The following is a 21,341-nucleotide window of genomic DNA, read 5'->3' as shown; positions in this document are numbered from 1 at the left end:
GCCCCCAGCGTGTCGTACCGACAGCCTCTGGTAGGCGTCTATGCCGTCCTCTCGGTCACGACTGAAGCCACAGGCGATGGCTGTGCGCAAACGGGCAGGTTACGCGACTCGCCCCGGCCCATCGGAAAGTACTGGAAGCCTTTGCGCGCCAGACGCTCGACGTCATACAGGTTGCGTCCGTCGAAGATCACCGGTGCCTTGAGGCGCTGCTGGATCAGTTCGAAATCCGGTGCCTTGAACTGCTGCCATTCGGTGCAGATGATCAATGCGTCCGCATCCTTGAGCACGGATTCCGGGGTGCCCATGAGCATCAATCGTGCTTCGTTCGGGTACAGGTTCTGCGTCTCCTGCATGGCTTCCGGGTCGAAGGCTCGCACCGTCGCGCCTGCTGCCCAGAGCGACTGCATCAGCACCCGGCTCGGCGCATCGCGCATGTCGTCGGTGTTGGGTTTGAACGCCAGTCCCCACAGTGCAAAGGTCTTGCCTACCAGGTCACCGTTGTAGAAGGCATTGATGCGCTCGAACAGCTTGTGTTTCTGACGCTCGTTGATTGCTTCGACCGCTTGCAATAGGTCACTGGAGCAGTTGGCTTGCTCGGCACTGTGGATCAGTGCGCGCATGTCCTTGGGGAAGCACGAGCCGCCATAACCACAGCCGGGGTAGATGAAGTGGTAGCCGATCCGTTGGTCGGCGCCTATCCCCAGGCGCACGGACTCGATGTCCGCGCCCAGGTGCTCGGCCAGCTCGGCGATCTGATTGATAAAGCTGATCTTGGTCGCCAGCATGCAGTTGGCGGCGTACTTGGTCAGTTCGGCGCTGCGCAGGTCCATGAACATGATGCGGTCGTGGTTGCGGTTGAAGGGCGCATAGAGGTCACGCATGACCTCGCGTACCGCCTCGCTGTCGCAACCGATGACGATGCGGTCCGGACGGCGGCAGTCGGCGACCGCCGAGCCCTCCTTGAGAAACTCGGGGTTGGACACGATATCGAACTGCAGGATGCGCCCGTGGCCGTGCAACCGGCTGTCTATATGGGCGCGAAGGGTATCGCCAGTGCCCACCGGCACGGTGGATTTTTCCACCACGATCAAGGGGTGCTCGCGGTGCCTGGCCACGGCGTCGCCCACCGACAACACATAACGCAAGTCGGCCGAGCCATCCTCCCCGGAGGGTGTACCCACGGCAATGAACAATACCTGGCCATGCTGGACCGCCTGTTTCTCGTCTGTGGTGAACTGCAGGCGCCCGCATTCCAGGCCTTCGCGGACCAGGCTGGCCAGCCCGGGTTCGAAAATGCTCACATGACCTTGTTGCAATAACGCGATCTTTTGCTGATCGACGTCCATGCAGACCACATCGTGACCCACTTCGGCCAGCACGGCAGCTTGTACAAGGCCGACGTAGCCACTACCAATGACACTGATTTTCATGGAGTCTTCCTGACGTTTGGGGTGTGGATACCGCGAGAGTTGATGGTGAGGACCCCGAGGATGACCAACGCCACCCCCAGGGTTCTAGAAAGACTGAACGGCTCGTTGAACAGTGGCAGGCTGGCGGCCAGCAGGTACACCAGGGCATAACTGATGCTGAGCAGCGAGTAGGCCCGCCCCAGCGGCAGGTCACGCAGGGCCATGAGCCAGCTGAGCATGGACAGTGCGTAAGCCATGATCGAGGCCAGCACCACGGCGACTGCCAGCGGGTCGACCGTGCCACTGCTCAATGCCGCCAGCCACTGTGCCGGCAAGGGCAGGTGGCTCATGCTCCAGCGCATGCCCAGTTGGGCCGCGCTGACCAGCAGTACGCTGCCCATGGCAAAGCCGATGCCGCGACCCAGGCTCATGCGTGCCTCCCCAGCAGCACGACACCGGCAATCACCAGGGCCACGCCGATCCAGTGCCGGCGATCAATGGCTTCGTGGAAGACGAAGCGGGCGATCAGGGTAATCAGTACGAAATTGAGGCTGAGCATCGGATAGGCGACGCCGACGTCCAGCCGCTGCAACACCAGCAGCCACACCAACAGCCCGCAGCCCAGACTCAGCAACGCCAGCCACAGCCACGGCGAACGCAGCTTGTCGAGCACTCCCGATGCCTGGCCACGCCAGCTTTCCACCGCATATTTCTGGGCGACCTGGCCCAGGCAGGTCAGCAGGCAGGCAAGCACGATCAGCAACAGGCTCATGGCTGGCTCTGTGGGAAGATCAGGATCACCAGATTGCCTTGGTCATAACGCTTGAAGTCCTGGGGCAACATGTCGATTTCGTAGTGCTCCTGGCCATTGATTCGCATCACCACGCCTACCGAACCCTGCTGGCGGGCTTCGGTCATCCATTGGGGGACCTTGAGAAAGTCGACCCGGCGATGCAGGGTGTCAGGATAAGCCAGGCCATATTTCACTTCGCCTACGGTGTTGTACAACGCCACGTCCGGACGCTTGAGTCGCCAGGCCAGGGCCGAGGCGGCGCCCAGGTCATTGCTCAGCAAGCGACTGGCCTGGCCAAGTTCCTGGGCGTGATCGATGATGAATTGGTCCGGCATCTTGTTATAGACCACCGAGTTGGGCAGCGCGGCCGGAATCAGCGCCACGAACAGCCAACTGCCCAGGGCCGGTGCAGCCCAGCACTGCAACGGGCGCAAGGCTTGCAGTACGCTGGCGAGGATCCAGCCGGTCAAAGCGATGAACACCAGCACCAAGTGCTCGGGCTCGTTGCTGTAGAGCGGCTTTTTCAATTGAAAGTAGACCAGCGCTATCAGCACCAGCACACCCAGCACCAGGTTCAGCGCACCGTTCAGACTGATGGCACGGGTCTGCCGGCTCGCGAGGCGATCGACGAGCACATGGCCCATCAACAGGGCCAATGGCAACAGGCACGGAAAGATGTAGGCCGGCAGCTTACCCTTGCTCAGGCTGAAAAACGCCAACGGCAACAGCAGCCAGAGCAGCAGGAAGCCAATGCTCGCCTGACGACGGTTCTGCCAGGCTTGCTTGAGCGCCGCAGGCAGCAGGGCCGCCCAGGGCAGGCTGAACGCCACCAGCAACGGCAGGTAGTACCACCAGGGCGCGGCGTGCTGGGCATCTTCGCCGGCAAATCGCCGGATATGCTCGTGCCAGAAGAAGAATCGCCAGTAGTCCGGCTCCTGGGCGTGAACGGTCAAGGCCCAGGGCAGGCTGACCAGCACGGCCACCGTGATTGCCACTGAACCATAGGCCAACAGTTCGCGCAGGCGTTTTTGCCAGACCATGTAGGGCAGGGCGATCAGCACTGGCAACAGCCAGGCGAGAAAGCCCTTGGTCATGAAACCCATGCCACAGGCCAGGCCCAACAGCGCCCAGAACCCCAGGCGCGCACGACGGGCCTGGCTGTCGATGGCGAACCACAGCGCCACCAGGCTCAGGTTGACCCACAAGGTGAACTGCGGGTCCAGGTTCGCGTACCCGCCTTGGGCGACCACCACGCACAGGCTCATGTAGAGCAGGGCACAGGTGAAGCTCTTGCGCGGATCATTCCACAAACGGCGGGCAATGAAATACGCCAGCAACACGCTCAGGCCGGTACTCAAGGCCGAGGCCACGCGCACGCCGAACAGATTGTCGCCAAACACCGCCTGACCGATGGCCATCATCCAGTAACCGGCGACTGGCTTCTCGAAATACCGTATGCCCATGAAGTGGGGTGAAGCCCAGTGGCCGCTCAGCAGCATTTCCTGGCTGATTTGCGCGTAACGGGTTTCGTCCGGAATCCACAGGCCATGGGTGGCCATCGGCAGCAGGAAAAACACGCCGAACACCAGTAACAACAGGGGCAGGGCCCAGCGTTTGGTCATTGTCCCTGCACTCCCAGCCAGCCTTCACGACCTTCCAGCGCACCGCGCAACACGCGTCCCCGGGGCAGGACAGCGGGGTCGGCCGGCAACAAATGACCCAGTGGCTGGAAGCGGATATCGCGTGTTCGTGCATCCACCAGCAATTGACGAAAATGGTTGGCCATCAGAATCCCTTCTACTTCTGCATGTATCGTGTAGACGTTCAGCCTGGAAGGGCTGAACCGGTCAAGAATGAATGAGTTGAACCCATCAACGGTCACGTGTGGCCCGACCACCTCATCGAAGGTAGGCAAGCCGACCGGAATTTGTGGTGTTCCCAGGCTGCCATCAGCCAGCTGCGGCAAGAACAGGCCCTGCCCGCGGCAGTCGCTGTTGTAGCGAAAGCCAAAGCGCTGCTTGGCCTCGATCACCCGCTCGTCTGCGCGCCATCCGGCAGCAGCGGAACAGTCCACGGTCTGGCCGAGAATATCGCTGAGGGTGTCTACGCCCCGGCGAACCTGCTCAATCAGCTGTGCATCGCTCCAGCGTCCGGCATTGGCTTGCCAGCCGTGGTGATCCCAGGCGTGCAACCCTACCTCGTGACCGGCGGCAAGGGTCTGGCGCATCAGGTGCCCAAGATCGCGGCCGATGGGCTTGCCCGGCCAGGCGGTGCCGGCCAGCAGAATGTCCCACCCGTACAGGCCCGCTGCGTTGGAGCGCAGCATCTTCCAGAGAAACTGCGGGCGGATCAGGCGCCACAGGTGGCGCCCCATGTTGTCCGGGCCAACGCTGAAGAAAAACGTCGCCTTGACCTGTGCTTCGTCGAGCATGTCCAGCAGCCGGGGCACCCCATCACGGGTACCCCGGTAGGTGTCGACATCGATTCGAAGACCTGCCTGCATCAACGCTGGTCCGCGATTTCGAGCATGGCTTCGCGCAGGAAGAAGTCCAGCGTGTTGCCGATGGTTTCGCTCATTTCAACGGTTGGCGTCCAGTCCAGCAGACGCTTGGCGTTCTGGATGCTGGGCTTGCGGTGCGACACGTCCTGATAGCCGGTGCCGTAGAACGCCTTGCTCTCGACGTCGCGGAAACCGGCGAACGGAGGGAAGTTGGCGCGTAGCGGGTGGGCCTCGAACTGCCGCAGCAGTTCTTCGCCCAGTTGACGGATACTGGCTTCGTTGTCCGGGTTGCCGATGTTGATGATCTGCCCGTTGCAGGCATCGTTCTCGTTGTCGATGATCCGCGCCAGGGCTTCGACACCGTCGGCGATGTCGGTGAAGCAGCGTTTTTGTTCGCCGCCATCGAACAGGCGGATGGGCGTGCCTTCCACCAGGTTGAGAATCAGCTGGGTGATCGCCCGGGAACTGCCGATCCGTGCCGAATCCAGGCGGTCCAGGCGCGGCCCCATCCAGTTGAACGGGCGGAATAGGGTGAAGTTCAGGCCTTTCTGGCCATACGCCCAGATCACCCGGTCCAACAGTTGTTTGGAGACCGAGTAGATCCAGCGCTGCTTGTTGATCGGGCCGACCACCAGGTTGGAGGTGTCTTCATCGAAGTTCCGGTCCTGGCACATGCCATAGACTTCGGAGGTCGAAGGGAAGATCACGCGCTTGTTGTACTTGACGCAGTAGCGAACCAGTTTCAGGTTCTCTTCGAAGTCCAGCTCGAACACGCGCAGCGGGTTGCGGGTGTATTCGATGGGGGTGGCAATGGCCACCAGTGGCAGCACCACGTCGCACTTCTTGATGTGGTACTCGATCCACTCGGAGTGAATGCTGATATCGCCTTCGACATAGTGAAAGTTCGGATGGCTGCGCAGGCGCTCGATGGCGTCGGAGCCGATGTCCAGGCCGTACACCTCGTACTTGCCGTCACGCAGCAGGCGCTCGGACAGGTGGTTGCCGATGAAGCCGTTGACCCCCAGGATCAGCACCCGTGTACGACGCGGGGCACGGCCTGACTCGGCGCCACGCAGCACGGAACCATCCACCAGACCCAGTTCGTCGGCCAGTTGTGGGCCGCTGAGGAACAGGCCGTTATCGTTGCGCTGGCCGGACGTGATCACCAGCGAGTCTTCGCCGCAGGCAATGCGCAGCGGGTCGACGCTGATCACCCGGCCCGGTGCCTGGCCTTCATTGCCCTTGGCTACCTCGGCGCTCCAGACGATCAGCTTGTGCTCGCCGACGTCGCAGAACGCTCCCGGGTACGGCTGGGTAACGGCACGAACCAGGTTGAACAGTTCTTCAGCCGGTTTTTTCCAGACCAGTTTGCCGTCTGCCGGGGTGCGGCGACCGAACACCGTGGCCCTGGACTCATCCTGGACGGTTTCAGTGATGCTGCCCTGGATCAGTGGCGGCAGGGTGTCACGCAGCAGGCTTGCGGCCGCGTCACGCAGCTTGCCGTGCAGGGTCAAGGCGGTGTCTGTGCGCTCGATGGCAACAGGCTGCTGGGCCACGATGGCACCGGCATCCGCACGCTTGACCATGCGGTGCAGGGTTACGCCGGTTTCTGTTTCGCCATTGACCAGCACCCAGTTGGCCGGCGCACGGCCGCGGTATGCAGGCAGGAGCGAGCCGTGCAGGTTGAACGCGCCTTTGCGGGCGGTGGCCAGCAGGGCTTCGCTCAGCAGGTTGCGGTAATAGAAGGAGAACAGGTAGTCGGGGTTGAGCTTGGCGATGCGCTCGACCCACAGCGGGTGGTTGGCGTCTTCCGGTGCATGCACCGTGATGCCTTGGCGGGCACACAACTGCGCGACCGAACCGTAGAAGGTGTTCTCCTTCGGGTCGTCGGCGTGAGTGAACACCGCGGCAATCTCCAGGCCAGAGTCGAGGAGGGCCTGGATGCCCGCACAGCCGATGTCGTGGTAGGCGAAAACAACAGCTTTTGAATTCATGGTCAAACCTGATCGCAAGAGGTGGAAGTCAAACCGTCGACAGTGACAGCGGGGGCAGGGCTGGCGGGTTGCTGGCGCAGGACTTTCTCGATGAAGAACCGCGGACGGGCCCGGACGTCGCCATACATGCGCCCCAGGTACTCGCCCAAAAGCCCCATGCCGATGAACTGGCCACCGGTGAACACGAACAGCACGGCAAACAGCACGAAGGTGCCGCCACCTGCCCACTGCGCGCCAAAGGCCAGGCGCAGGACAATCAGCATCAAGGCGAACAGCATGCCCAGCGCCGCCATGCCGAAGCCGATGATGCTCAGCAAGCGTAGCGGGGTGGTGGTCATGCAGGTGATCAGGTCGAACATCAGGTTGATCAGGCGCATCGGGCTGTACTTCGATTCACCGTGCTCGCGCTCGGCGTGCTGTACCGGTATCTCGGTAGTGTGGCGGGCAAAGCTGTTGGCCAGAATCGGTATGAAGGTACTGCGCTCGCGGCAGGCCAGCATGGCGTCGACCACCGTGCGCCGGTACGCCCGCAGCATGCAGCCGTAATCGGTCATGGCCACGCCTGTAGAACGTTTCACCGCCAGGTTGATCAGCTTCGACGGATAGCGGCGCAGGGCCGAGTCCTGACGATTGTTGCGCACGGTGGCGACCACGTCGTAACCCAGCTCGGCTTGTGCGACCAGGCGCGGGATTTCTTCCGGCGGGTTCTGCAGATCGGCATCAAGGGTAATCACCAGGTCGCCCTTGCACTGTTGGAAGCCGGCCATGATCGCGGCGTGTTGCCCGTAGTTGCGGTTGAGGATGACGGCCACCACGGCGCTGCCTTCGCGTCCGGCCTCTTCCTCGAGCAGTTGTGCCGAGTCGTCGCGGCTGCCGTCGTCGACCATGACGATTTCGTAGTCGTGGGTCAGTTGCTGGCAGGCGGCTTCGGTGCGACGCAGCAATTCGGGCAGGCTGTCCTGTTCGTTGTAGACCGGGATGACGATCGATACGCAGTTAATTGGATAAGGCTTCAAGGGCGTGGGTCCAGAATGTTTTCAATAGCACCGATGACGCGTTCGGCATCATCGCAGGTCATGTCGGGGAACAGCGGGATCGAACACAGGCGTGCCGAGTTCCATTCGGTGTTGGGCAGGTGGATGGCCGGGAAACGCTGGCGGTAGTAGGGGTGCAAATGCGTGGCGATGAAATGGATGCCAGTGCCGATGTTTTGTTCCTGCAACGCTTGCATGAATGTTTCGCGGTCCATGCCACAGCGCTCTGGGTCGATGCGCAGGATAAACAGGTGCCAGGCATGCTGTTGCGCATAGGCTGGAATACTCAGCGGTTGCACCGGCAACGCTTTCAGGCGTTGCAGATAGGCTTGTGCCAGGGTCGTGCGCCTGGCGTTGATCTCGTCCAGGCGTTGTAGCTGCACCAGGGCAATGGCGGCATTGATGTCGGCCAGGTTGTACTTGAACCCGGGCTCGATGACCTGGGCCTGAGGCTTGCGGCCGCCGGTCAGGCGGTCGTAAGCGTCCACACCCAGGCCATGAAACTTGAGCATGCGTACCCGGTCTGCCAGCGCCTTGTTGTCGCTGACGAACATCGCCCCTTCGGCACAGGTCATGTTCTTGATGGCGTGAAAGGAAAAGATCGCCGTGCCCCGGGCCCCTACGGCACGTCCGCGATAACGGGTGCCGGCCGCATGGGCGGCGTCTTCGATGATCGGGATACCGTGCTGCTCTCCCAGTGCATAGAGCGGATCGAGGTCGAAGGACGCCCCGGCGTAATGCACCGGGACAATGGCCTTGGTGCGCGGGGTAATGGCCGCTGCGATGGCCTCGACATCGGCCATCAAGGTATCTCGGTCGACGTCGACGAAGACCGGGGTTGCGCCCAGCAAACAGATAATGTTGGCGGTGGATACCCAGGTCTGCGAGGGCGTGATCACTTCGTCGCCGGGGCCGATCCCCAGTGCCAGCAGCGTGACATGCATGCCGCCAGTGGCCGACGACAGTGCCACGGCGTGCTCACAGCCCACGTACCGGGCAAACTGCTGCTCAAGTTCCTGGTTCTTCGGTCCGGTGGTGATCCAGCCAGAGCGCAGTACCTGCTCCACGGCAGCCATTTCTTCAGCGCCGATACTTGGGCGAGAAAAGGGCAGAAAATCCTGGTTCATGGGGGCCTCGGGTCGGTAGTTGTCAGCGACTGTCATGTTCTTCGAATCCGACCCGGAAGCGATCAGGTGCATGATTCTGTGCATTCATTAATCAATTAACACGAACATTATCAATGGTTTGGCCTGCAATCATGGAAAATTACATTAATTAACTTTGTTCAGTGCTATTGGCGACTTGTCGGTAGAGTGTGGTGGGTTTCGGGTGTGCTGAGAGTAAGCGTGATTTTGTGAAAACGACATGAAAAAACAGTGGGCAAGCCGTATAACGTGAAGGTTTACAGCAAATGTTCAGGGTGCGACCACGGACAGTGCTCAAATCAGAAATGTCGTACATCTGTGCTGGGCAAAAGACGACGATAGCCACTACGGTGGTCGACTTCGATTATTAATCTTCCTCGATACAAGGCTAAAATCCGCTGAACAACTCACACCAAAGGCCCCTCCAGCTTGTCTGATTTACCCGATATGAGCGCCCCGCGCCCCAACCCGCTGACGCTGTACCTCAAGCGCCTCGCCCCCTCAAGCCAGCAGACCCTGCGTTACGTGCTGCAGGACGCTGCCGATCGCCTGGGGTTCGACGAGCTGAACATCGAAGAGATCCCTTGGCACCAACTGCAGCCCGAGGACGTGATTGCCCTGGTGGCGGCGCTGCGCAATGACGGTTACGCGCCCAATACCTCGTCGCTCTACGTCAATGCGCTACGAGGGGTAATGAACGAGGCTTGGCGCCTGAGCCTGATCAGTCAGGAACAGTTGTTGAAAATGCGCTCCGTCAAAGGAATTTCCGGCACGCGCCTGTCTCAAGGGCGCAACCTCAAACGCACGCTGATCCACGACCTGATGACCGTCTGTGCCGCCGATCCACGGCCGCAAGGCTTACGGGACGCGGCGATCATTGCGATTCTGTACGGTTCGGGGATGCGCAAGTCAGAGTCGGTGAACCTGGACCTGGCACAGGTCGACTTCTCCGAGCGCAGCCTGCAGGTCATGGGCAAGGGCAATAAACAGTTAATCAAGTACGCCCCGAGCTGGGTGTTTACCAAACTCGAGGCCTGGCTTGAATTGCGCCGTTCGTTGTTGCCCGTGGGGCAGGAAGACGACGGGTTTCTGTTCAACCGAATCCGTCGTGGCAGCCACATCTCCCGCGAGCGCATTACCAAGCATGCGATCTACTACATTGCCCGGCAGCGGGGCGCGCAGGTTGGGGTCAAGATCATGCCTCACGACTTCCGGCGCTCATTCATTACCCGGGTGATCGAAGAGCACGACCTGTCGATTGCCCAGAAACTGGCGCACCACGCCAACATCCAGACCACCGCCAGCTACGATGTGCGGGACGATAACGAACGGCGTCGAGCGGTGGACAGGTTCGACTTGTAGGTCGTTGAAAACCCATGTGGTCGCAGTCGATCCCCAGCAATCCACGGGCGGCGGGCATCAGGGGGTGAGCACGACTGCGCCCTTGAAGTGGCCAGTCCTCAGGCACGCTAGCGCGTTATTGGCGTCCTGCAAGGCAAACCAGGTGACGTCGCACTGCACGTGTGTGTGCTGTAGCTCTTCAAAGAATGCGATACCGTCTTCGCGGGTCAGGTTCGCCACTGACCGGACGCTGCGCTCGCCCCACAGCAACCGATAGGGAAACCCGGGGATGTCGCTCATGTGGATCCCGGCGCAAATCACGCAGCCGCCCTTGGCCGTGACTTCCAGGGCCTGGGGCACCAGCGCGCCGACCGGGGCAAAGATCAGGCTGGCATCGAGCAAATGCGGCGGGGGCTGATCCGAGGGGCCGGCCCACCTGGCTCCCAGGGTTCGGGCATAGGCCTGGCCTTCGCTGTCATCTGGCCGGGTGAACGCATACACCTGTTGCCCTCGACCGCGTGCTACCTGGATCGCCAGGTGCGCGGCCGCACCGAAGCCATAAAGGCCCAGGTGGCGGGCACCCTTGGCCATTTGCAAGGCACGAAAGCCGATCAGCCCAGCACACAGCAGCGGTGCGGCATGGGTGGCCGACAGTGTTTCGGGAATAGGGAAACAGTAGCGCCAGTCGGCAACGGTGTACTCGGCGTAACCGCCGTCCAGATGACAACCGGTGAACTGTGCCTGATCGCAGAGGTTCTCCCGGCCTGACGTGCAGAACGTGCACTGGCCGCAGGTCCAGCCGAGCCACGGAACGCCTACCCGCAGGCCGATCCAGCCGGGCGGAACATCAGCCCCCACAGCCGTCACTTCGCCGACGATTTCATGCCCAGGCACCCGCGGCAGTACCGCTTGTGGTAGCTCGCCGTCCAGCAGATGCAGGTCGGTGCGACACACGCCGCACGCCTGAACCTTGATCAGCAGTTGCTGCACGCCGGGTTTCGGAATCGGTCGCTCCTGCAGTTGCAACGGCTGGCCGGGGGTATGCAGAACCATGGCGCGCATGACGACTCTCCCACTCTTGGGTCACCCACAAAACATCCTGCAGGGTCAGATCCTCCGACCACCGTGCCCGGCCCGGCCTGGTCAGCGCCTGCCGGAGCGTGATCAGCAGTCCATTCAGGGCTGCTGAGCGGTTGACCTCGAAGCGCGTTCAGAGTGCCCGGGGAAGGATCGTTCGCCATCCCCGGTGGTCCAACAAGCTGGGCAGCCTGACTCCGGCGGCCATGACCGTTGGTCGGCTTCAGCGCTCATGCTGTCGATCCTGGTAACGCCCCGTCGACTATTTACGAGCCAATCCCGGCACGCCCCCTGCAACCGTATCAGGAGCAGATCATGTCCTACATCGATGGCTTCATTGCCGCCGTACCCACCGCCAATCGCGACAGATTCCGCCAGCATGCCGAATTCATGGCGGCGATTTTCAAGGAGAACGGTGCGCTCAACGTCAGCGAGTGCTGGGGGGACGATGTCCCCGAAGGCAAGGTGACCTCGTTTCCCATGGCGGTGAAACGCAAGGAAGATGAAACCGTGGTCTTTTCGTGGATCGTCTGGCCCGATCGCCAGACCCGCGACAAAGGCATGGAAAAGTTCATGGCCGATCCCCGGGTACGCGCCGAAGGCAACGCGATGCCGTTTGATGGCCAGCGCATGATCTTTGGCGGATTCCAGCGGATCGTGAACCTCTAGTGTCCTGTCTCGCAAGCAGGATGCCAGGCGGGTCTGCCGCGTCCGCAGACCCGCGTGCCTTCATTCCTGCACCGTGATCCGACAACTCTTGCGGTTGCGGATCTCTTTATCGGACGGCCGCTCTTTCACAAACTCGAAGCGCGGCTCGCCTTCGCTGTACGTCACCAGCCAGCCCCATTCCAGCTCGGACTCATCCTGCCCGGGCTTTGGCGGTGCGGCCCACCATGGTTCCTTACTGACGATCTTGCGCATGGCCACCTCCCGGTGGTTTGGGACACCTCAACTATAACGGGGTTGGGTGGACGCGCCAGTGGCTGGTGCGGGTGAGATAGACTGGGCAGCGAACACTCGACGGCAGGAGTGGCAGCGGTGGCGAGGCTCACATGGATTCGTTGATCACGGCTGCGGCGCGTGCGCTGGCGGCGGGAGACCCCCTTGGTGCACTCGATCATGTGGCCTTGCGCGAGGATGCCCCGGCGCTTGCCCTGCGGGGCATTGCGATGGCGCAATTGGGCGATTTCGCCCGGGCCAAGACGTTGGTACGCAGGGCGGCGCGGGCGTTCGCGCCCGAAGAAGCCCTGGCCCGTGCGCGCTGCGTGGTCGCCGAGGCGGAAATCGCCTTCGCTTCCCGGGACCTGGGCTGGCCGGTCAAGGCTCTGGAGGCTGCACGCCGAGCCCTCGAAAACCACGGCGACCGGGTCAACGCGGCGCATGCCCGGTATCTGGAGATTCGGCGCCTGCTGCTGATCGGTCGCCTGGACGAGGTCGAGCAGCGACTGGCCGGGCTCGATCCCAGAGGGTTGCCCCCGGCGTTAAACACCATTCACGAACTGATCGTGGCCGGGGTGGCCATCAGGCGACTGCGGACACCGGACGCGCGCGCCGCGCTGGCACGGGCTGAACACCAGGCCCGGTGCGCCGGGATTGCGGCATTGCGCGCGGAGGTGCGGAGCGCGATCCTCCTGCTCGATACTCCCGCCGCTCGCTTGATCTGCCGTGGCGAGGAGCGGCTGCTGTTGCTCGATGAGATTGAAGGGCTCCTGCTGTCGGACGCGCTGATTGTCGATACCCGGCGGTTTCTGGTGCGTGACGGGCTCGTGCAGGTGTCCCTGGCCGGGCGTCCGGTGCTGCTGGTGCTGGCACGGGCATTGGCCCATGCCTGGCCAGGTGAGGTATCGAGGGCAACGCTGATCGCCCGGGCCTTTCGCTTGAAGCTGGACGATGAGTCCCATCGCGCACGGCTGCGGGTCGAAATCGGCCGGCTGCGCACCCTGTTGCGGCCGTTGGCCGGGGTCACTGCGACCCAGGGCGGATTTACCCTGGTGCCCCATCGCTCCCGCGAGGTCGTAATACTCGCCTGGCCGGTGGAGCACGCCCATACCGCAGTGCTGGCCTTGCTCGCCGACGGTGAGTTGTGGTCGAGTTCCGCGCTGGCCCTGGCACTGGGTTGCAGTCAACGCACGGTGCAGCGGGCGCTTGATGCCCTGGCGGCCGAGGGCAGGGTGCAGTCGTTCGGTAGCGGGCGAGCGGGGCGCTGGGTGATCCCGTCGGTACCGGGATTCGCGACGACTTTGTTACTCCCCGTTCCCCTGGCCAATGATTAGGCTGAACTCACACCCCATGACGAGGAAGCCAGCATGAAACAGTCAGCCGCCAACATACTTCGTGAATACGGACCCTTTGCCGACGTCAAGAGCGTCCATGGCGTGACCTGGGACGGCCAGCACATCTGGTTTGCCAGCGACAGCGGGCTCCATGCCCTGGATCCGGCCAGCGCAAAAACCTCCCGCACGATCAACGTCGCCGCCGATGCCGGCACAGCGTTCGACGGCCAGCACCTGTACCAGATCGCCGAGAACCTCATCCACAAGATCGACCCCGCCACAGGCCGAGTGCTGGGCACTATCCCGGCCCCGGGCGGCAGTAATTCGGGGTTGACCTGGGCCGAGGGTACGCTTTGGGTTGGCCAGTACCAGGACCGCAAGATTCATCAGATCGACCCGCTCACCGGCGCGATCCTGCGCACCCTTGAGTCAAATCGCTTTGTCACTGGCGTCACCTGGGTGGATGGAGAGCTTTGGCACGGCACCTGGGAAGGCGAGGAAAGCGAGTTGCGCCGCATCGATCCGCACACGGGCGCCATGCAGGAGTCCCTGCAAATGCCGGCGGGCGTCGGAGTCTCGGGGCTGGAATCCGACGGCGGCCACCAATTCTTCTGCGGGGGAGGTGGCAGCGCCAAGGTGAGGGTCGTGCGCCGGCCCGAATGAATGAACGAACGGGCACGCTTGCTTGTGAGCCCCTGAGTGTTGATCGGTCTGCCGATGTCACAAAGGGGCACTATGCTGGTGGATCTGGTTTGAACATCTAATTACGGATCGGAGTCAGCGCATGAGCAATAAACCTACGGTAGTGTTGGTGCATGGTTTCTGGGGCGGCGCAGCGCATTGGGGCAAGGTCATCGTGGAACTGGCACGCAAGGGCTATACCTCCATACGCGCAGTGGAAATGCCACTGACCTCCCTGGCCGACGATGCCGAGCGTACACGCAAGATGGTCGCGCAGCAGAACGGTCCAGTGCTGTTGGTGGGGCATTCCTATGGCGGTGCGGTGATCACGCAAGCGGGTAATTTGCCGAATGTCGTGGGGCTGGTCTATATCGCAGCCTTCGCACCGGATGCCGGCGAAAGCCCAGGCGGCCTGACCCAGCAACACCTGCCCGCTGCGGCACCCAACCTTGAGCCTGACAGCGATGGTTTCTTGTGGCTCAAGCCCGAGAAGTTCCATGAAAGCTTTGGCCAGGATCTGACGCCCGATGAAGCGCTGGTCATGGCGGTCACCCAGAAGGCCCCGCTGGCCAGTACCTTTGGCGACACCATCACGGCCCCCGCGTGGAAAAGCAAACCGTCCTGGTACCAGATATCCAGCGACGACCGAATGATTCACCCGGACAACCAGAAAATGATGTCGGCCCGACTCAATGCCAGGAAGGTGATTACCCTGGCCGCCAGCCACGCGTCGCTGGCCTCCCGAGCTGCCGAGGTCGCCGCGTTGATTGACGAAGCCGCGAGCGAAGCGGTCAAGACCCCGTGAGTTGACGGTGGTTAGCGTCAGATCAGCCAGCGGGCTCGACGGTACACCTCATGGCGGATGATCCTGGCTTCTGGAACACCGCCATCGCATCCGTTTGCCAAAAACTGTAGTAACCCAGGCTGTCCTTGCCACTGTAGCGCAGCCCCGAATCACTCGGCACCTCGCTCAGCGTGACGGAGGTGTTGGCCCATTTGAGGAAGACGACATCGGGCCCGGCATTAAAGAAAGTGGCGGCGATCGGCGTGTTCAGACCTGTACACCGAAAGGTCAGGGGACCTTCGGTCAATCTGTCCGGGTCCTTGGTCCTGACGATTGCCGAACCTTGGCGCAGCTGGTAGGCACGCTCGGCATAGCGGCGGATCGTGCAGGCCTTCGGTGCCACGTCGGTTGCACACTGATTACGGGCCAGGATCCAGAACTGCTGGTCGTTCATGACTTTGTCCGGAGGCGGTACTGAGCGCTGATCCGTGAGCGCCAGTCGGTACAGGCGCCTGAGTTCGACGTCCATCCGCGCCAGTTGGGGATCGCGGCAGATCAGCTTTTCGACCTTCGCGGTGGCCGTGGAGCAGTCGAAACCGGTCTGGAAGACTCGGCCGGGAGTTGCCGCACTGGCAACGTTGCTCGTCACCGCGCACAGGCTGGTTGCGAGGAGACCTGTCCAGAAGGCCGTGAGCGTTTTCATGTTGGCTTCACTCAGATCATTACGTGATGCCCAGGCTGGCAGCGTGATCCATCGATCCGTTGAACCGTCCTGCGTTCGTATGGGGTGTATCGCAGTGTATGTCAGCACCCAGAACTTGCCAGACCGCCGGGCAGCGGCACTCGGCAATCTCAGGGCTTTTCACCGGCCACGGGAACGCAAAAAAGCCGAGTAAAGGATCAATTTCAACCCCGCTTAACAGTAACCGTCTGTTTTAAAACCATTTTGTTTGTTTTTTCTCTTCCCAGGCGAAGCGAAAGTTGATACATTTGCGCGCATTCCTGCACAGGCCCTTACGCGGCGTGTCACCACGGGAAGAGAGTGCCAGTCACTCATCGCAACAGATACAGGGGCGTCGCCAAGCGGTAAGGCAGCAGGTTTTGATCCTGCCATGCGTTGGTTCGAATCCAGCCGCCCCTGCCATTTTCGTATATACATCCAGATATGATCTCACTCGGCAGCTATTGCACGAGGCCTGGTCGATTCTCCTTGCACAGAACGCCAACTCCGATCCGGTGTTTCTCGTGTCAGCTGCATAACTCCCGACGTTTCAACATCCAGCTGGCTTGCCGCGAACGCGACAACGTGCCGACTGCATTTCATCAAAACTCAACACCGCATCCACCCTGTGCAGGTGGGAGAGGGCGGCTATGCGCTGCATGGGAATGTGAGCCGTCTGTTATTGGCCTGAGCCGGCGAGCGCGATGAGCTGACATCGCGCTCGCCGGTCACTCAGTGCGGTGCGCGCGGGATGGTCTTGAGCAAGTCGGCGGGGCTGATGTGCCCGACAACCTGTTCCGCCGCGCTACCCGATTGCGGCAGGCCCAGGATGTGTCCCTTGATCTTGCCGATCACATGCATCTCGCAGGGCTTGCAGTCGAACTTCAGCGTCAGCACCTCGTCACCGTGCACCAGTTGCATCGGCGCGACCTTGGTGCGCACACCAGTCACCCCCTTGGCCTGCTTCGGGCACAGGTTGAAGGAGAAGCGCAGGCAGTGCTTGGTGATCATCACCGGCACCTCGCCGGTTTCCTCGTGGGCCTCGTAGGCCGCATCGATCAGCGCGACACCGTGGCGGTGATAGAAGTCGCGAGCCTTCTGGTTGTAGACGTTGGCCAGGAACGACAGGTGCGACTCCGGGTACACCGGAGGCGGCGTGGTCTCGGCCTTGCGCCCGCCCCGTGGGTGAGCCGCGACACGGGCCGCGGTCAACGCTTCGATCACTTCGCGGCGCAATGCCTTGAGCTGCGAATTGGGGATGAAGTACGCCTGTGGCGCATCCAGCTTGATGTCCGTGGCGTGGTACTGGGTCGTGCCCAGTTGGCCGAGCAGGTCGTGCAGTTGCTCCAGGGCCTGTTCCGGCTTGTTGGCGAGGCCGAACGGACCGTCCAGGGCCACGTCGGCGCTGATGCCTTCCTCGCTGGTGGCGGTCAGTTCCAGGCGTTCCTCGCGCAGGCGAGCGACCCAGGCAACGCCGACCCGGCGCTCGGCGGAGGTCTTGAGCAACGCCTGCTGCCAGTTGTGGTCAAGGTTACGGCTCAGCGGGTGGCGTGGCCCCAGGCGGTGCAGGCCCTCCGGCATCTCGTTGGGTTCGACGCGGTAGCGGTAGCGCTTTTCGCCGTCCTCTTCAAACTCGCCCTTGGCCTCGGCGATGTTGGCGCGGAAACCCACCACCTCGCGCTTGACCAGCACATTGAGGCCGTCGCCGTTGGACAGCGGCTCATGGGTAATCACCTGCAGGTCGCGCTTGCCGACCTTCTCCACGATGCCCACCGGCACGCCGGTGAACGTCGGCGAGTCGAAGGCGCCGATGTCGATCTTGCGCTCACTGACGAAGTAGTCGGTACTGCCGCGGTGGAAGGTCTTCTCCGGATCGGGCAGGAAGAAGTGCGCGGTGCGGCCGCTGGACGCGCGGGCCAGGTCCGGGCGGTCTTCGAGGACGGCGTCCAGGCGCTGGCGGTAGTAGGCCGTGATGTTCTTCACATAGCCCATGTCCTTGTAGCGACCCTCGATCTTGAACGAGCGCACACCGGCCTCTACCAGGGCACGGATGTTAGCGCTCTGGTTGTTGTCCTTCATCGACAGCAGGTGCTTTTCATAGGCGATCACGCCGCCTTTTTCGTCCTTGAGAGTGTACGGCAGGCGGCAGGCCTGGGAGCAGTCGCCCCGGTTGGCGCTACGGCCGGTCTGGGCGTGGGAGATGTTGCACTGGCCTGAGAAGGCCACGCACAGCGCGCCGTGAATAAAGAACTCGATCGCCGCATCGGTCTCGTCGGCGATGGAGCGGATTTCCTGCAGGTTCAGCTCACGGGCCAGGACCAGTTGGGAGAAGCCGGCCTGGTCGAGGAACTTCGCCCGCCCCAAGGTACGGATGTCGGTCTGGGTGCTGGCGTGCAGTTCGATCGGCGGGATGTCCAGTTCCATCACGGCCAGATCCTGGACGATCAGGGCGTCGACGCCGGCATCGTACAGTTGGTGGATCAGCTTGCGGGCCGGCTCCAGCTCGTTGTCGTGCAGGATCGTGTTGATGGTGGTGAAGACCCGGGCGTGGTAGCGACGGGCGAACTCCACCAACTGGGCGATATCGCTCACCTCGTTGCAGGCGTTGTGGCGCGCGCCGAAGCTCGGGCCCCCGATGTACACGGCGTCGGCGCCATGCAGGATGGCCTCGCGAGCGATGGCCACGTCGCGGGCAGGGCTGAGCAATTCCAGATGATGTTTGGGCAGGGACATATTTTTTTAGTCAGGCTTGTCACGGTCGAGACGCGCATTGTAGCGGCGAAACGCTTGACCGGCACCCGCATGCTGCCCGGTGGCGGCCATTCGCAGAGCGTGGCCGCCGGATAACGCCGCGGACTCAGCCCTTGGCGGCCATCGCCGTGACTTCCACGCGCATGCCTTCAACCGCCAGGGCCGCCACGCCGACAGCGGCGCGCACCGGCCACGGCTTGGCGAAAAAGCGCTGGTACACCTCGTTGAACGCGGCGCGATCGGCCATGTCGGTGAGGTAGATGGTCAGGTGCATCACCCGGTCCATGGAACTGCCGGCACGCTCCAGCGCAACCTTGAGCGCCTGCAGGGTGCATTCGCTCTGCTGAGTAATGCTGCCCAGCTCCAGGCTGCCGTCGGCACGGGTAGGGATCTGCGTGGAGACCAGCACGCCCGCAAAACCGACAACGTCGGAGGAAATGGAGTCCGCGTCGGGATCAGGGATGAAGGTCAGGTCGTGGTTTGCCATGGGGATCTCTTGCTTGAGGTGGTAAAGGGGGGGCGGACGGTATGACGTCGTCAGTGGCCGGACGCAGGGTGCCTTTAATACCTTGAATCGGATGATTCTGCCAATCAGGCTGGTCACATGACTGGCAAACATGAGGTTTAGCCCGTGTTTGGTCATCTCATGCCAGAGCTGTTCGACGTGAACAACACGTCGAAAAACTCTGCGCAGTGGCCGGCGAGCTCCTGGCGAAGCGAACAGCTGTTATCGAAGTGCCCGGATCTGGGGGGCGTGATCAGGTGTTACTCCTATGTATGTGGTCGATGGTTATGATGGTGATACGGCCAAGATGATGTCGCAGTATCTGCTGATGTGCTGATGTGCTGATGTGCTGATGTGCTGGTGGGAGGGGCGGCTAATTCTTCCAGATGGGTAATGATGTCATCCGGCTTGAGCACCAGTACGTCACTGTCCAGGGTGTCCAGAATCATCTCGGCGGTGTTACCGATCAACGCGCCGGACAGTCCGCTCCGGGCCACGCTGCCGATCACTGTGAGGGCGGCTTCGAGCTTGTGTGCGATGTACGGTATCAGCACGTCGGCTGAGCCTTCTTCAATGTGCAGGCACTCGTCGCTGATGTCGAATTCGGCCTGAAATGTCTTGCACCGTTCGCGATAGAGCGCCTGGATACTCTCCTTGAGTTGGAATACGGCATCAACTGCCGAGAGCATGGGGTAGGGGTGCGCGCTCATTATGTGCAGGGTGCCGCGCGCCAGTGCGGCGATGTCGTAGCCGTGGCTGACGATGCCGGAATGCAGGACGCGATGCTCAATATCACTGTTGCCAGCATCAATAGCGGCGAGAATGGTGCCACCGGTCCATGTTCTTTCAGTTTTTACTATCAGCACCGGGCTGGGGCAGTATCGCAACAGCTTCCAGTCTTCAGGGGTGAGAAGGGCCTTCCTCAGCGGGGTGTCGGTAACGTGCTGCTTGATCACCAGGCCACAGCCCTCTTTCTGTTGGGCGGTGATGATGGTCTTGTGGGTGCTCCCATGCCAGGCCTGCTCGGTACTGACGCTATAACCCTCCTGTACCAGGGTGCCTTGAATGTCGTTCAGGTGGGTGCGATGGTGGTGTTCCTTGCCGCAACTCAGCAGATGCAGGTGCGAGCGGGTGGCGTTGGCAATCATTTTAGCTCTGTTCAGGATCAGATCCCTGGACTGCTGAAAATCCACTACCACCAAGGTATTGCGAATGGTGTGCATGGGCGTACTCCTGTGCGTGAATACTGATTTCATGTAGGCAGAGTGGGTGCTCTTGGCCTGTGATTCTTCGGGCGGATGCACGGCGATTGTCCAACCCTCGACCGCCCGTCAGTTGGAACAGCAGTGACCGACAGCATGAGCGCGACAGCTGGAATCGACCCTGCCCTCGGGAGCCCATTATTGACGCCTGAGTCGAGTAGTAATAAAAACGTAACAGTCGTTAGTTGACCAAAAACTACGTAATCCGACTCTCCAATCGCTGGCGTTTTTTTCTATTGCATCTACATTGAGAAGAAAGAGTTGTAACGCGGCCGGTACACTTTATGCCGGTGGTGTTGCGTTACTTCTTGCCGGTTACTGCTGCCGGCAAAGAACGGGCATGAGTATTGCTTTAAATCTCTCGCCCACTCACGCTTAATACTCGCGCAAATACCTCATCCTGGTAGATGCTTCGATCGTTCAGACAAGAACAAAATTGTTCGGTGACGCACTTTCTGTGCGCCAAGTTCAATGGTTGAGTATGGCGGATCTTCTGTTTAAAACTTAGGCAGTTGGTCTGTTTGGTTAGTTCGTTTTTATCTAAGGGCGCGTTGAATAAACCCCATTCGATCTGATGAGAAAATACCGCTCCCGATAGTTCGTCGTGGCACCCGATGCAGATTCAATTCTTTGGTTCTTCACGGAAACCTGGGAAATACAGAAACAGGAACGCCATTTGACCTCGTCTATCAGCACCATGCCCTAGAGATCAGGCTTGGTGACTGGGACTGATTCAAGAAGATGTTCCAAGGCCCTGTAACCGTCCTTGTGGTTTACCAAAATGTTCACCAACTCGTCGTGTGTTAGCAAAAATAGTTCCGTTTTGTAGGTCATTGCAAAGGCTTTACAGCCAACACTGCGCCGACCACCGTCAACTCTCCGTGATGCTCTCGACTAATTCGGTCTGGGTAAATTCAGACATCGCCGTCGTTCCCAAAGCACGCATCCCACGTGAAACCTGGAAGGCATAATCCCAATGCCATCGCCCGTTCGGCGGATGGTATGTTTCGCTTTCGTCTGCACGCATATCCCCCATTCTTTGCTATCCCACATCCGCTTAGGCGCAAGCAA

19 protein-coding genes and 1 tRNA gene are annotated in these 21,341 nt (G+C 61.3%); 6 read left to right on the top strand and 14 right to left on the bottom strand.

What is annotated here, in order from left to right; all coding sequences use genetic code 11:
* Positions 1-38 precede the first annotated feature (38 nt).
* Genes CKW29_RS01430 through arnB form a run of 8 tightly spaced genes read right to left on the bottom strand, consistent with a single transcriptional unit; the run spans position 39 to position 8,857 of the window.
* Entirely contained in the window at positions 39-1,430 is a 1,392-nt protein-coding gene (locus tag CKW29_RS01430; RefSeq protein WP_095144301.1) for a UDP-glucose/GDP-mannose dehydrogenase family protein, read from the bottom strand.
* A complete protein-coding gene (arnF, locus tag CKW29_RS01425) occupies positions 1,427-1,840 on the bottom strand; it encodes a 4-amino-4-deoxy-L-arabinose-phosphoundecaprenol flippase subunit ArnF (RefSeq protein WP_095144300.1) in 414 nt (137 codons plus the stop codon). The genes CKW29_RS01430 and arnF overlap by 4 nt, the downstream gene beginning before the upstream one ends.
* Entirely contained in the window at positions 1,837-2,181 is a 345-nt protein-coding gene (gene arnE / locus CKW29_RS01420; protein ID WP_095144299.1) for a 4-amino-4-deoxy-L-arabinose-phosphoundecaprenol flippase subunit ArnE, read from the bottom strand. The genes arnF and arnE overlap by 4 nt, the downstream gene beginning before the upstream one ends.
* Complete coding sequence (arnT, locus tag CKW29_RS01415; RefSeq protein ID WP_095147780.1) at positions 2,178-3,824, bottom strand: lipid IV(A) 4-amino-4-deoxy-L-arabinosyltransferase; 1,647 nt, start codon at positions 3,822-3,824, stop codon at positions 2,178-2,180. The genes arnE and arnT overlap by 4 nt, the downstream gene beginning before the upstream one ends.
* The gene (gene arnD / locus CKW29_RS01410) at positions 3,821-4,705 is read right to left on the bottom strand and encodes a 4-deoxy-4-formamido-L-arabinose-phosphoundecaprenol deformylase (protein ID WP_095147779.1); all 885 of its coding nucleotides are present in this window, start codon (positions 4,703-4,705) and stop codon (positions 3,821-3,823) included. Before arnD ends, arnT begins: the two co-directional genes overlap by 4 nt.
* The gene (arnA, locus tag CKW29_RS01405; protein ID WP_095147778.1) at positions 4,705-6,696 is read right to left on the bottom strand and encodes a bifunctional UDP-4-amino-4-deoxy-L-arabinose formyltransferase/UDP-glucuronic acid oxidase ArnA; all 1,992 of its coding nucleotides are present in this window, start codon (positions 6,694-6,696) and stop codon (positions 4,705-4,707) included. Before arnA ends, arnD begins: the two co-directional genes overlap by 1 nt.
* A 2-nt stretch (positions 6,697-6,698) precedes the next feature.
* A complete protein-coding gene (gene arnC, locus CKW29_RS01400; protein WP_095147777.1) occupies positions 6,699-7,712 on the bottom strand; it encodes an undecaprenyl-phosphate 4-deoxy-4-formamido-L-arabinose transferase in 1,014 nt (337 codons plus the stop codon).
* Entirely contained in the window at positions 7,709-8,857 is a 1,149-nt protein-coding gene (arnB, locus tag CKW29_RS01395) for a UDP-4-amino-4-deoxy-L-arabinose aminotransferase (protein ID WP_095144477.1), read from the bottom strand. The genes arnC and arnB overlap by 4 nt, the downstream gene beginning before the upstream one ends.
* A gap of 465 nt (positions 8,858-9,322) precedes the next feature.
* On the opposite strand from arnB, the gene xerC reads away from it, so the two are divergent.
* A complete protein-coding gene (gene xerC / locus CKW29_RS01390; RefSeq protein WP_095144294.1) occupies positions 9,323-10,237 on the top strand; it encodes a tyrosine recombinase XerC in 915 nt (304 codons plus the stop codon).
* A gap of 57 nt (positions 10,238-10,294) precedes the next feature.
* Here the strand turns inward: xerC and CKW29_RS01385 are convergent, their stop codons facing one another.
* On the bottom strand, positions 10,295-11,278 hold the full coding sequence (locus tag CKW29_RS01385) for a zinc-dependent alcohol dehydrogenase family protein (protein ID WP_095144293.1): 984 nt from the start codon (positions 11,276-11,278) through the stop codon (positions 10,295-10,297).
* Between the two features lie 330 nt (positions 11,279-11,608).
* On the opposite strand from CKW29_RS01385, the gene CKW29_RS01380 reads away from it, so the two are divergent.
* Positions 11,609-11,962, top strand: coding sequence for a DUF1428 domain-containing protein (locus CKW29_RS01380; RefSeq protein ID WP_095144292.1), 354 nt, complete (start codon positions 11,609-11,611; stop codon positions 11,960-11,962).
* Positions 11,963-12,022: 60 nt separating this feature from the next.
* Here the strand turns inward: CKW29_RS01380 and CKW29_RS01375 are convergent, their stop codons facing one another.
* Positions 12,023-12,214 (bottom strand): hypothetical protein, encoded by a 192-nt coding sequence (locus CKW29_RS01375; RefSeq protein ID WP_095144291.1) that lies wholly within the window; start codon positions 12,212-12,214, stop codon positions 12,023-12,025.
* A gap of 131 nt (positions 12,215-12,345) precedes the next feature.
* Here CKW29_RS01375 and CKW29_RS01370 point away from each other — a divergent pair, with 131 nt between their 5' ends.
* The 3 genes from CKW29_RS01370 to CKW29_RS01360 all read left to right on the top strand — a co-directional run bounded on the left by CKW29_RS01370 (position 12,346) and on the right by CKW29_RS01360 (position 15,052).
* Positions 12,346-13,566: an HTH domain-containing protein gene (locus CKW29_RS01370; protein ID WP_095147776.1), complete on the top strand. Its 1,221-nt coding sequence runs from the start codon at positions 12,346-12,348 to the stop codon at positions 13,564-13,566.
* Positions 13,567-13,599: 33 nt separating this feature from the next.
* Positions 13,600-14,229 (top strand): DUF5074 domain-containing protein, encoded by a 630-nt coding sequence (locus CKW29_RS01365; protein ID WP_095144289.1) that lies wholly within the window; start codon positions 13,600-13,602, stop codon positions 14,227-14,229.
* A gap of 121 nt (positions 14,230-14,350) precedes the next feature.
* Entirely contained in the window at positions 14,351-15,052 is a 702-nt protein-coding gene (locus tag CKW29_RS01360) for an alpha/beta hydrolase (protein WP_095144288.1), read from the top strand.
* Between the two features lie 22 nt (positions 15,053-15,074).
* Here the strand turns inward: CKW29_RS01360 and CKW29_RS01355 are convergent, their stop codons facing one another.
* Positions 15,075-15,734, bottom strand: coding sequence for an MliC family protein (locus CKW29_RS01355; protein ID WP_095144287.1), 660 nt, complete (start codon positions 15,732-15,734; stop codon positions 15,075-15,077).
* Between the two features lie 366 nt (positions 15,735-16,100).
* Here CKW29_RS01355 and CKW29_RS01350 point away from each other — a divergent pair.
* A tRNA-Gln gene (locus tag CKW29_RS01350) sits at positions 16,101-16,175 on the top strand.
* Between the two features lie 309 nt (positions 16,176-16,484).
* Here the strand turns inward: CKW29_RS01350 and CKW29_RS01345 are convergent.
* The 3 genes from CKW29_RS01345 to CKW29_RS01335 all read right to left on the bottom strand — a co-directional run bounded on the left by CKW29_RS01345 (position 16,485) and on the right by CKW29_RS01335 (position 20,231).
* On the bottom strand, positions 16,485-18,485 hold the full coding sequence (locus tag CKW29_RS01345) for a U32 family peptidase (protein WP_095147775.1): 2,001 nt from the start codon (positions 18,483-18,485) through the stop codon (positions 16,485-16,487).
* Between the two features lie 124 nt (positions 18,486-18,609).
* On the bottom strand, positions 18,610-18,990 hold the full coding sequence (locus CKW29_RS01340) for a RidA family protein (protein ID WP_095144285.1): 381 nt from the start codon (positions 18,988-18,990) through the stop codon (positions 18,610-18,612).
* A 284-nt stretch (positions 18,991-19,274) separates the two neighbouring features.
* Positions 19,275-20,231, bottom strand: coding sequence for a universal stress protein (locus tag CKW29_RS01335; protein ID WP_095147774.1), 957 nt, complete (start codon positions 20,229-20,231; stop codon positions 19,275-19,277).
* Between the last annotated feature and the right edge of the window lie 1,110 nt (positions 20,232-21,341).

Origin of the sequence: Pseudomonas sp. Irchel s3a18, assembly GCF_900187535.1 — a bacterium.
GTDB lineage: Bacteria > Pseudomonadota > Gammaproteobacteria > Pseudomonadales > Pseudomonadaceae > Aquipseudomonas.
The sequence above is the reverse complement of the archived record's forward strand: the minus strand, read 5'-3'. Positions and strand labels throughout refer to the sequence as shown.

What these genes read in the sequence shown, in the direction of transcription:
- arnE (WP_095144299.1), bottom strand. Translation starts at nt 2,181, where the DNA reads ATGAGCCTGTTGCTGATCGTGCTTGCCTGCCTGCTGACCTGCCTGGGC.
- arnD (WP_095147779.1), bottom strand. Translation starts at nt 4,705, where the DNA reads ATGCAGGCAGGTCTTCGAATCGATGTCGACACCTACCGGGGTACCCGT.
- CKW29_RS01355 (WP_095144287.1), bottom strand. Translation starts at nt 15,734, where the DNA reads ATGAAAACGCTCACGGCCTTCTGGACAGGTCTCCTCGCAACCAGCCTG.
- arnF (WP_095144300.1), bottom strand. Translation starts at nt 1,840, where the DNA reads ATGAGCCTGGGTCGCGGCATCGGCTTTGCCATGGGCAGCGTACTGCTG.
- arnA (WP_095147778.1), bottom strand. Translation starts at nt 6,696, where the DNA reads ATGAATTCAAAAGCTGTTGTTTTCGCCTACCACGACATCGGCTGTGCG.
- CKW29_RS01370 (WP_095147776.1), top strand. Translation starts at nt 12,346, where the DNA reads ATGGATTCGTTGATCACGGCTGCGGCGCGTGCGCTGGCGGCGGGAGAC.
- CKW29_RS01335 (WP_095147774.1), bottom strand. Translation starts at nt 20,231, where the DNA reads ATGCACACCATTCGCAATACCTTGGTGGTAGTGGATTTTCAGCAGTCC.
- arnB (WP_095144477.1), bottom strand. Translation starts at nt 8,857, where the DNA reads ATGAACCAGGATTTTCTGCCCTTTTCTCGCCCAAGTATCGGCGCTGAA.
- CKW29_RS01360 (WP_095144288.1), top strand. Translation starts at nt 14,351, where the DNA reads ATGAGCAATAAACCTACGGTAGTGTTGGTGCATGGTTTCTGGGGCGGC.
- CKW29_RS01375 (WP_095144291.1), bottom strand. Translation starts at nt 12,214, where the DNA reads ATGCGCAAGATCGTCAGTAAGGAACCATGGTGGGCCGCACCGCCAAAG.
- CKW29_RS01345 (WP_095147775.1), bottom strand. Translation starts at nt 18,485, where the DNA reads ATGTCCCTGCCCAAACATCATCTGGAATTGCTCAGCCCTGCCCGCGAC.
- arnT (WP_095147780.1), bottom strand. Translation starts at nt 3,824, where the DNA reads ATGACCAAACGCTGGGCCCTGCCCCTGTTGTTACTGGTGTTCGGCGTG.
- CKW29_RS01365 (WP_095144289.1), top strand. Translation starts at nt 13,600, where the DNA reads ATGAAACAGTCAGCCGCCAACATACTTCGTGAATACGGACCCTTTGCC.
- CKW29_RS01340 (WP_095144285.1), bottom strand. Translation starts at nt 18,990, where the DNA reads ATGGCAAACCACGACCTGACCTTCATCCCTGATCCCGACGCGGACTCC.
- CKW29_RS01430 (WP_095144301.1), bottom strand. Translation starts at nt 1,430, where the DNA reads ATGAAAATCAGTGTCATTGGTAGTGGCTACGTCGGCCTTGTACAAGCT.
- CKW29_RS01380 (WP_095144292.1), top strand. Translation starts at nt 11,609, where the DNA reads ATGTCCTACATCGATGGCTTCATTGCCGCCGTACCCACCGCCAATCGC.
- CKW29_RS01385 (WP_095144293.1), bottom strand. Translation starts at nt 11,278, where the DNA reads ATGCGCGCCATGGTTCTGCATACCCCCGGCCAGCCGTTGCAACTGCAG.
- xerC (WP_095144294.1), top strand. Translation starts at nt 9,323, where the DNA reads ATGAGCGCCCCGCGCCCCAACCCGCTGACGCTGTACCTCAAGCGCCTC.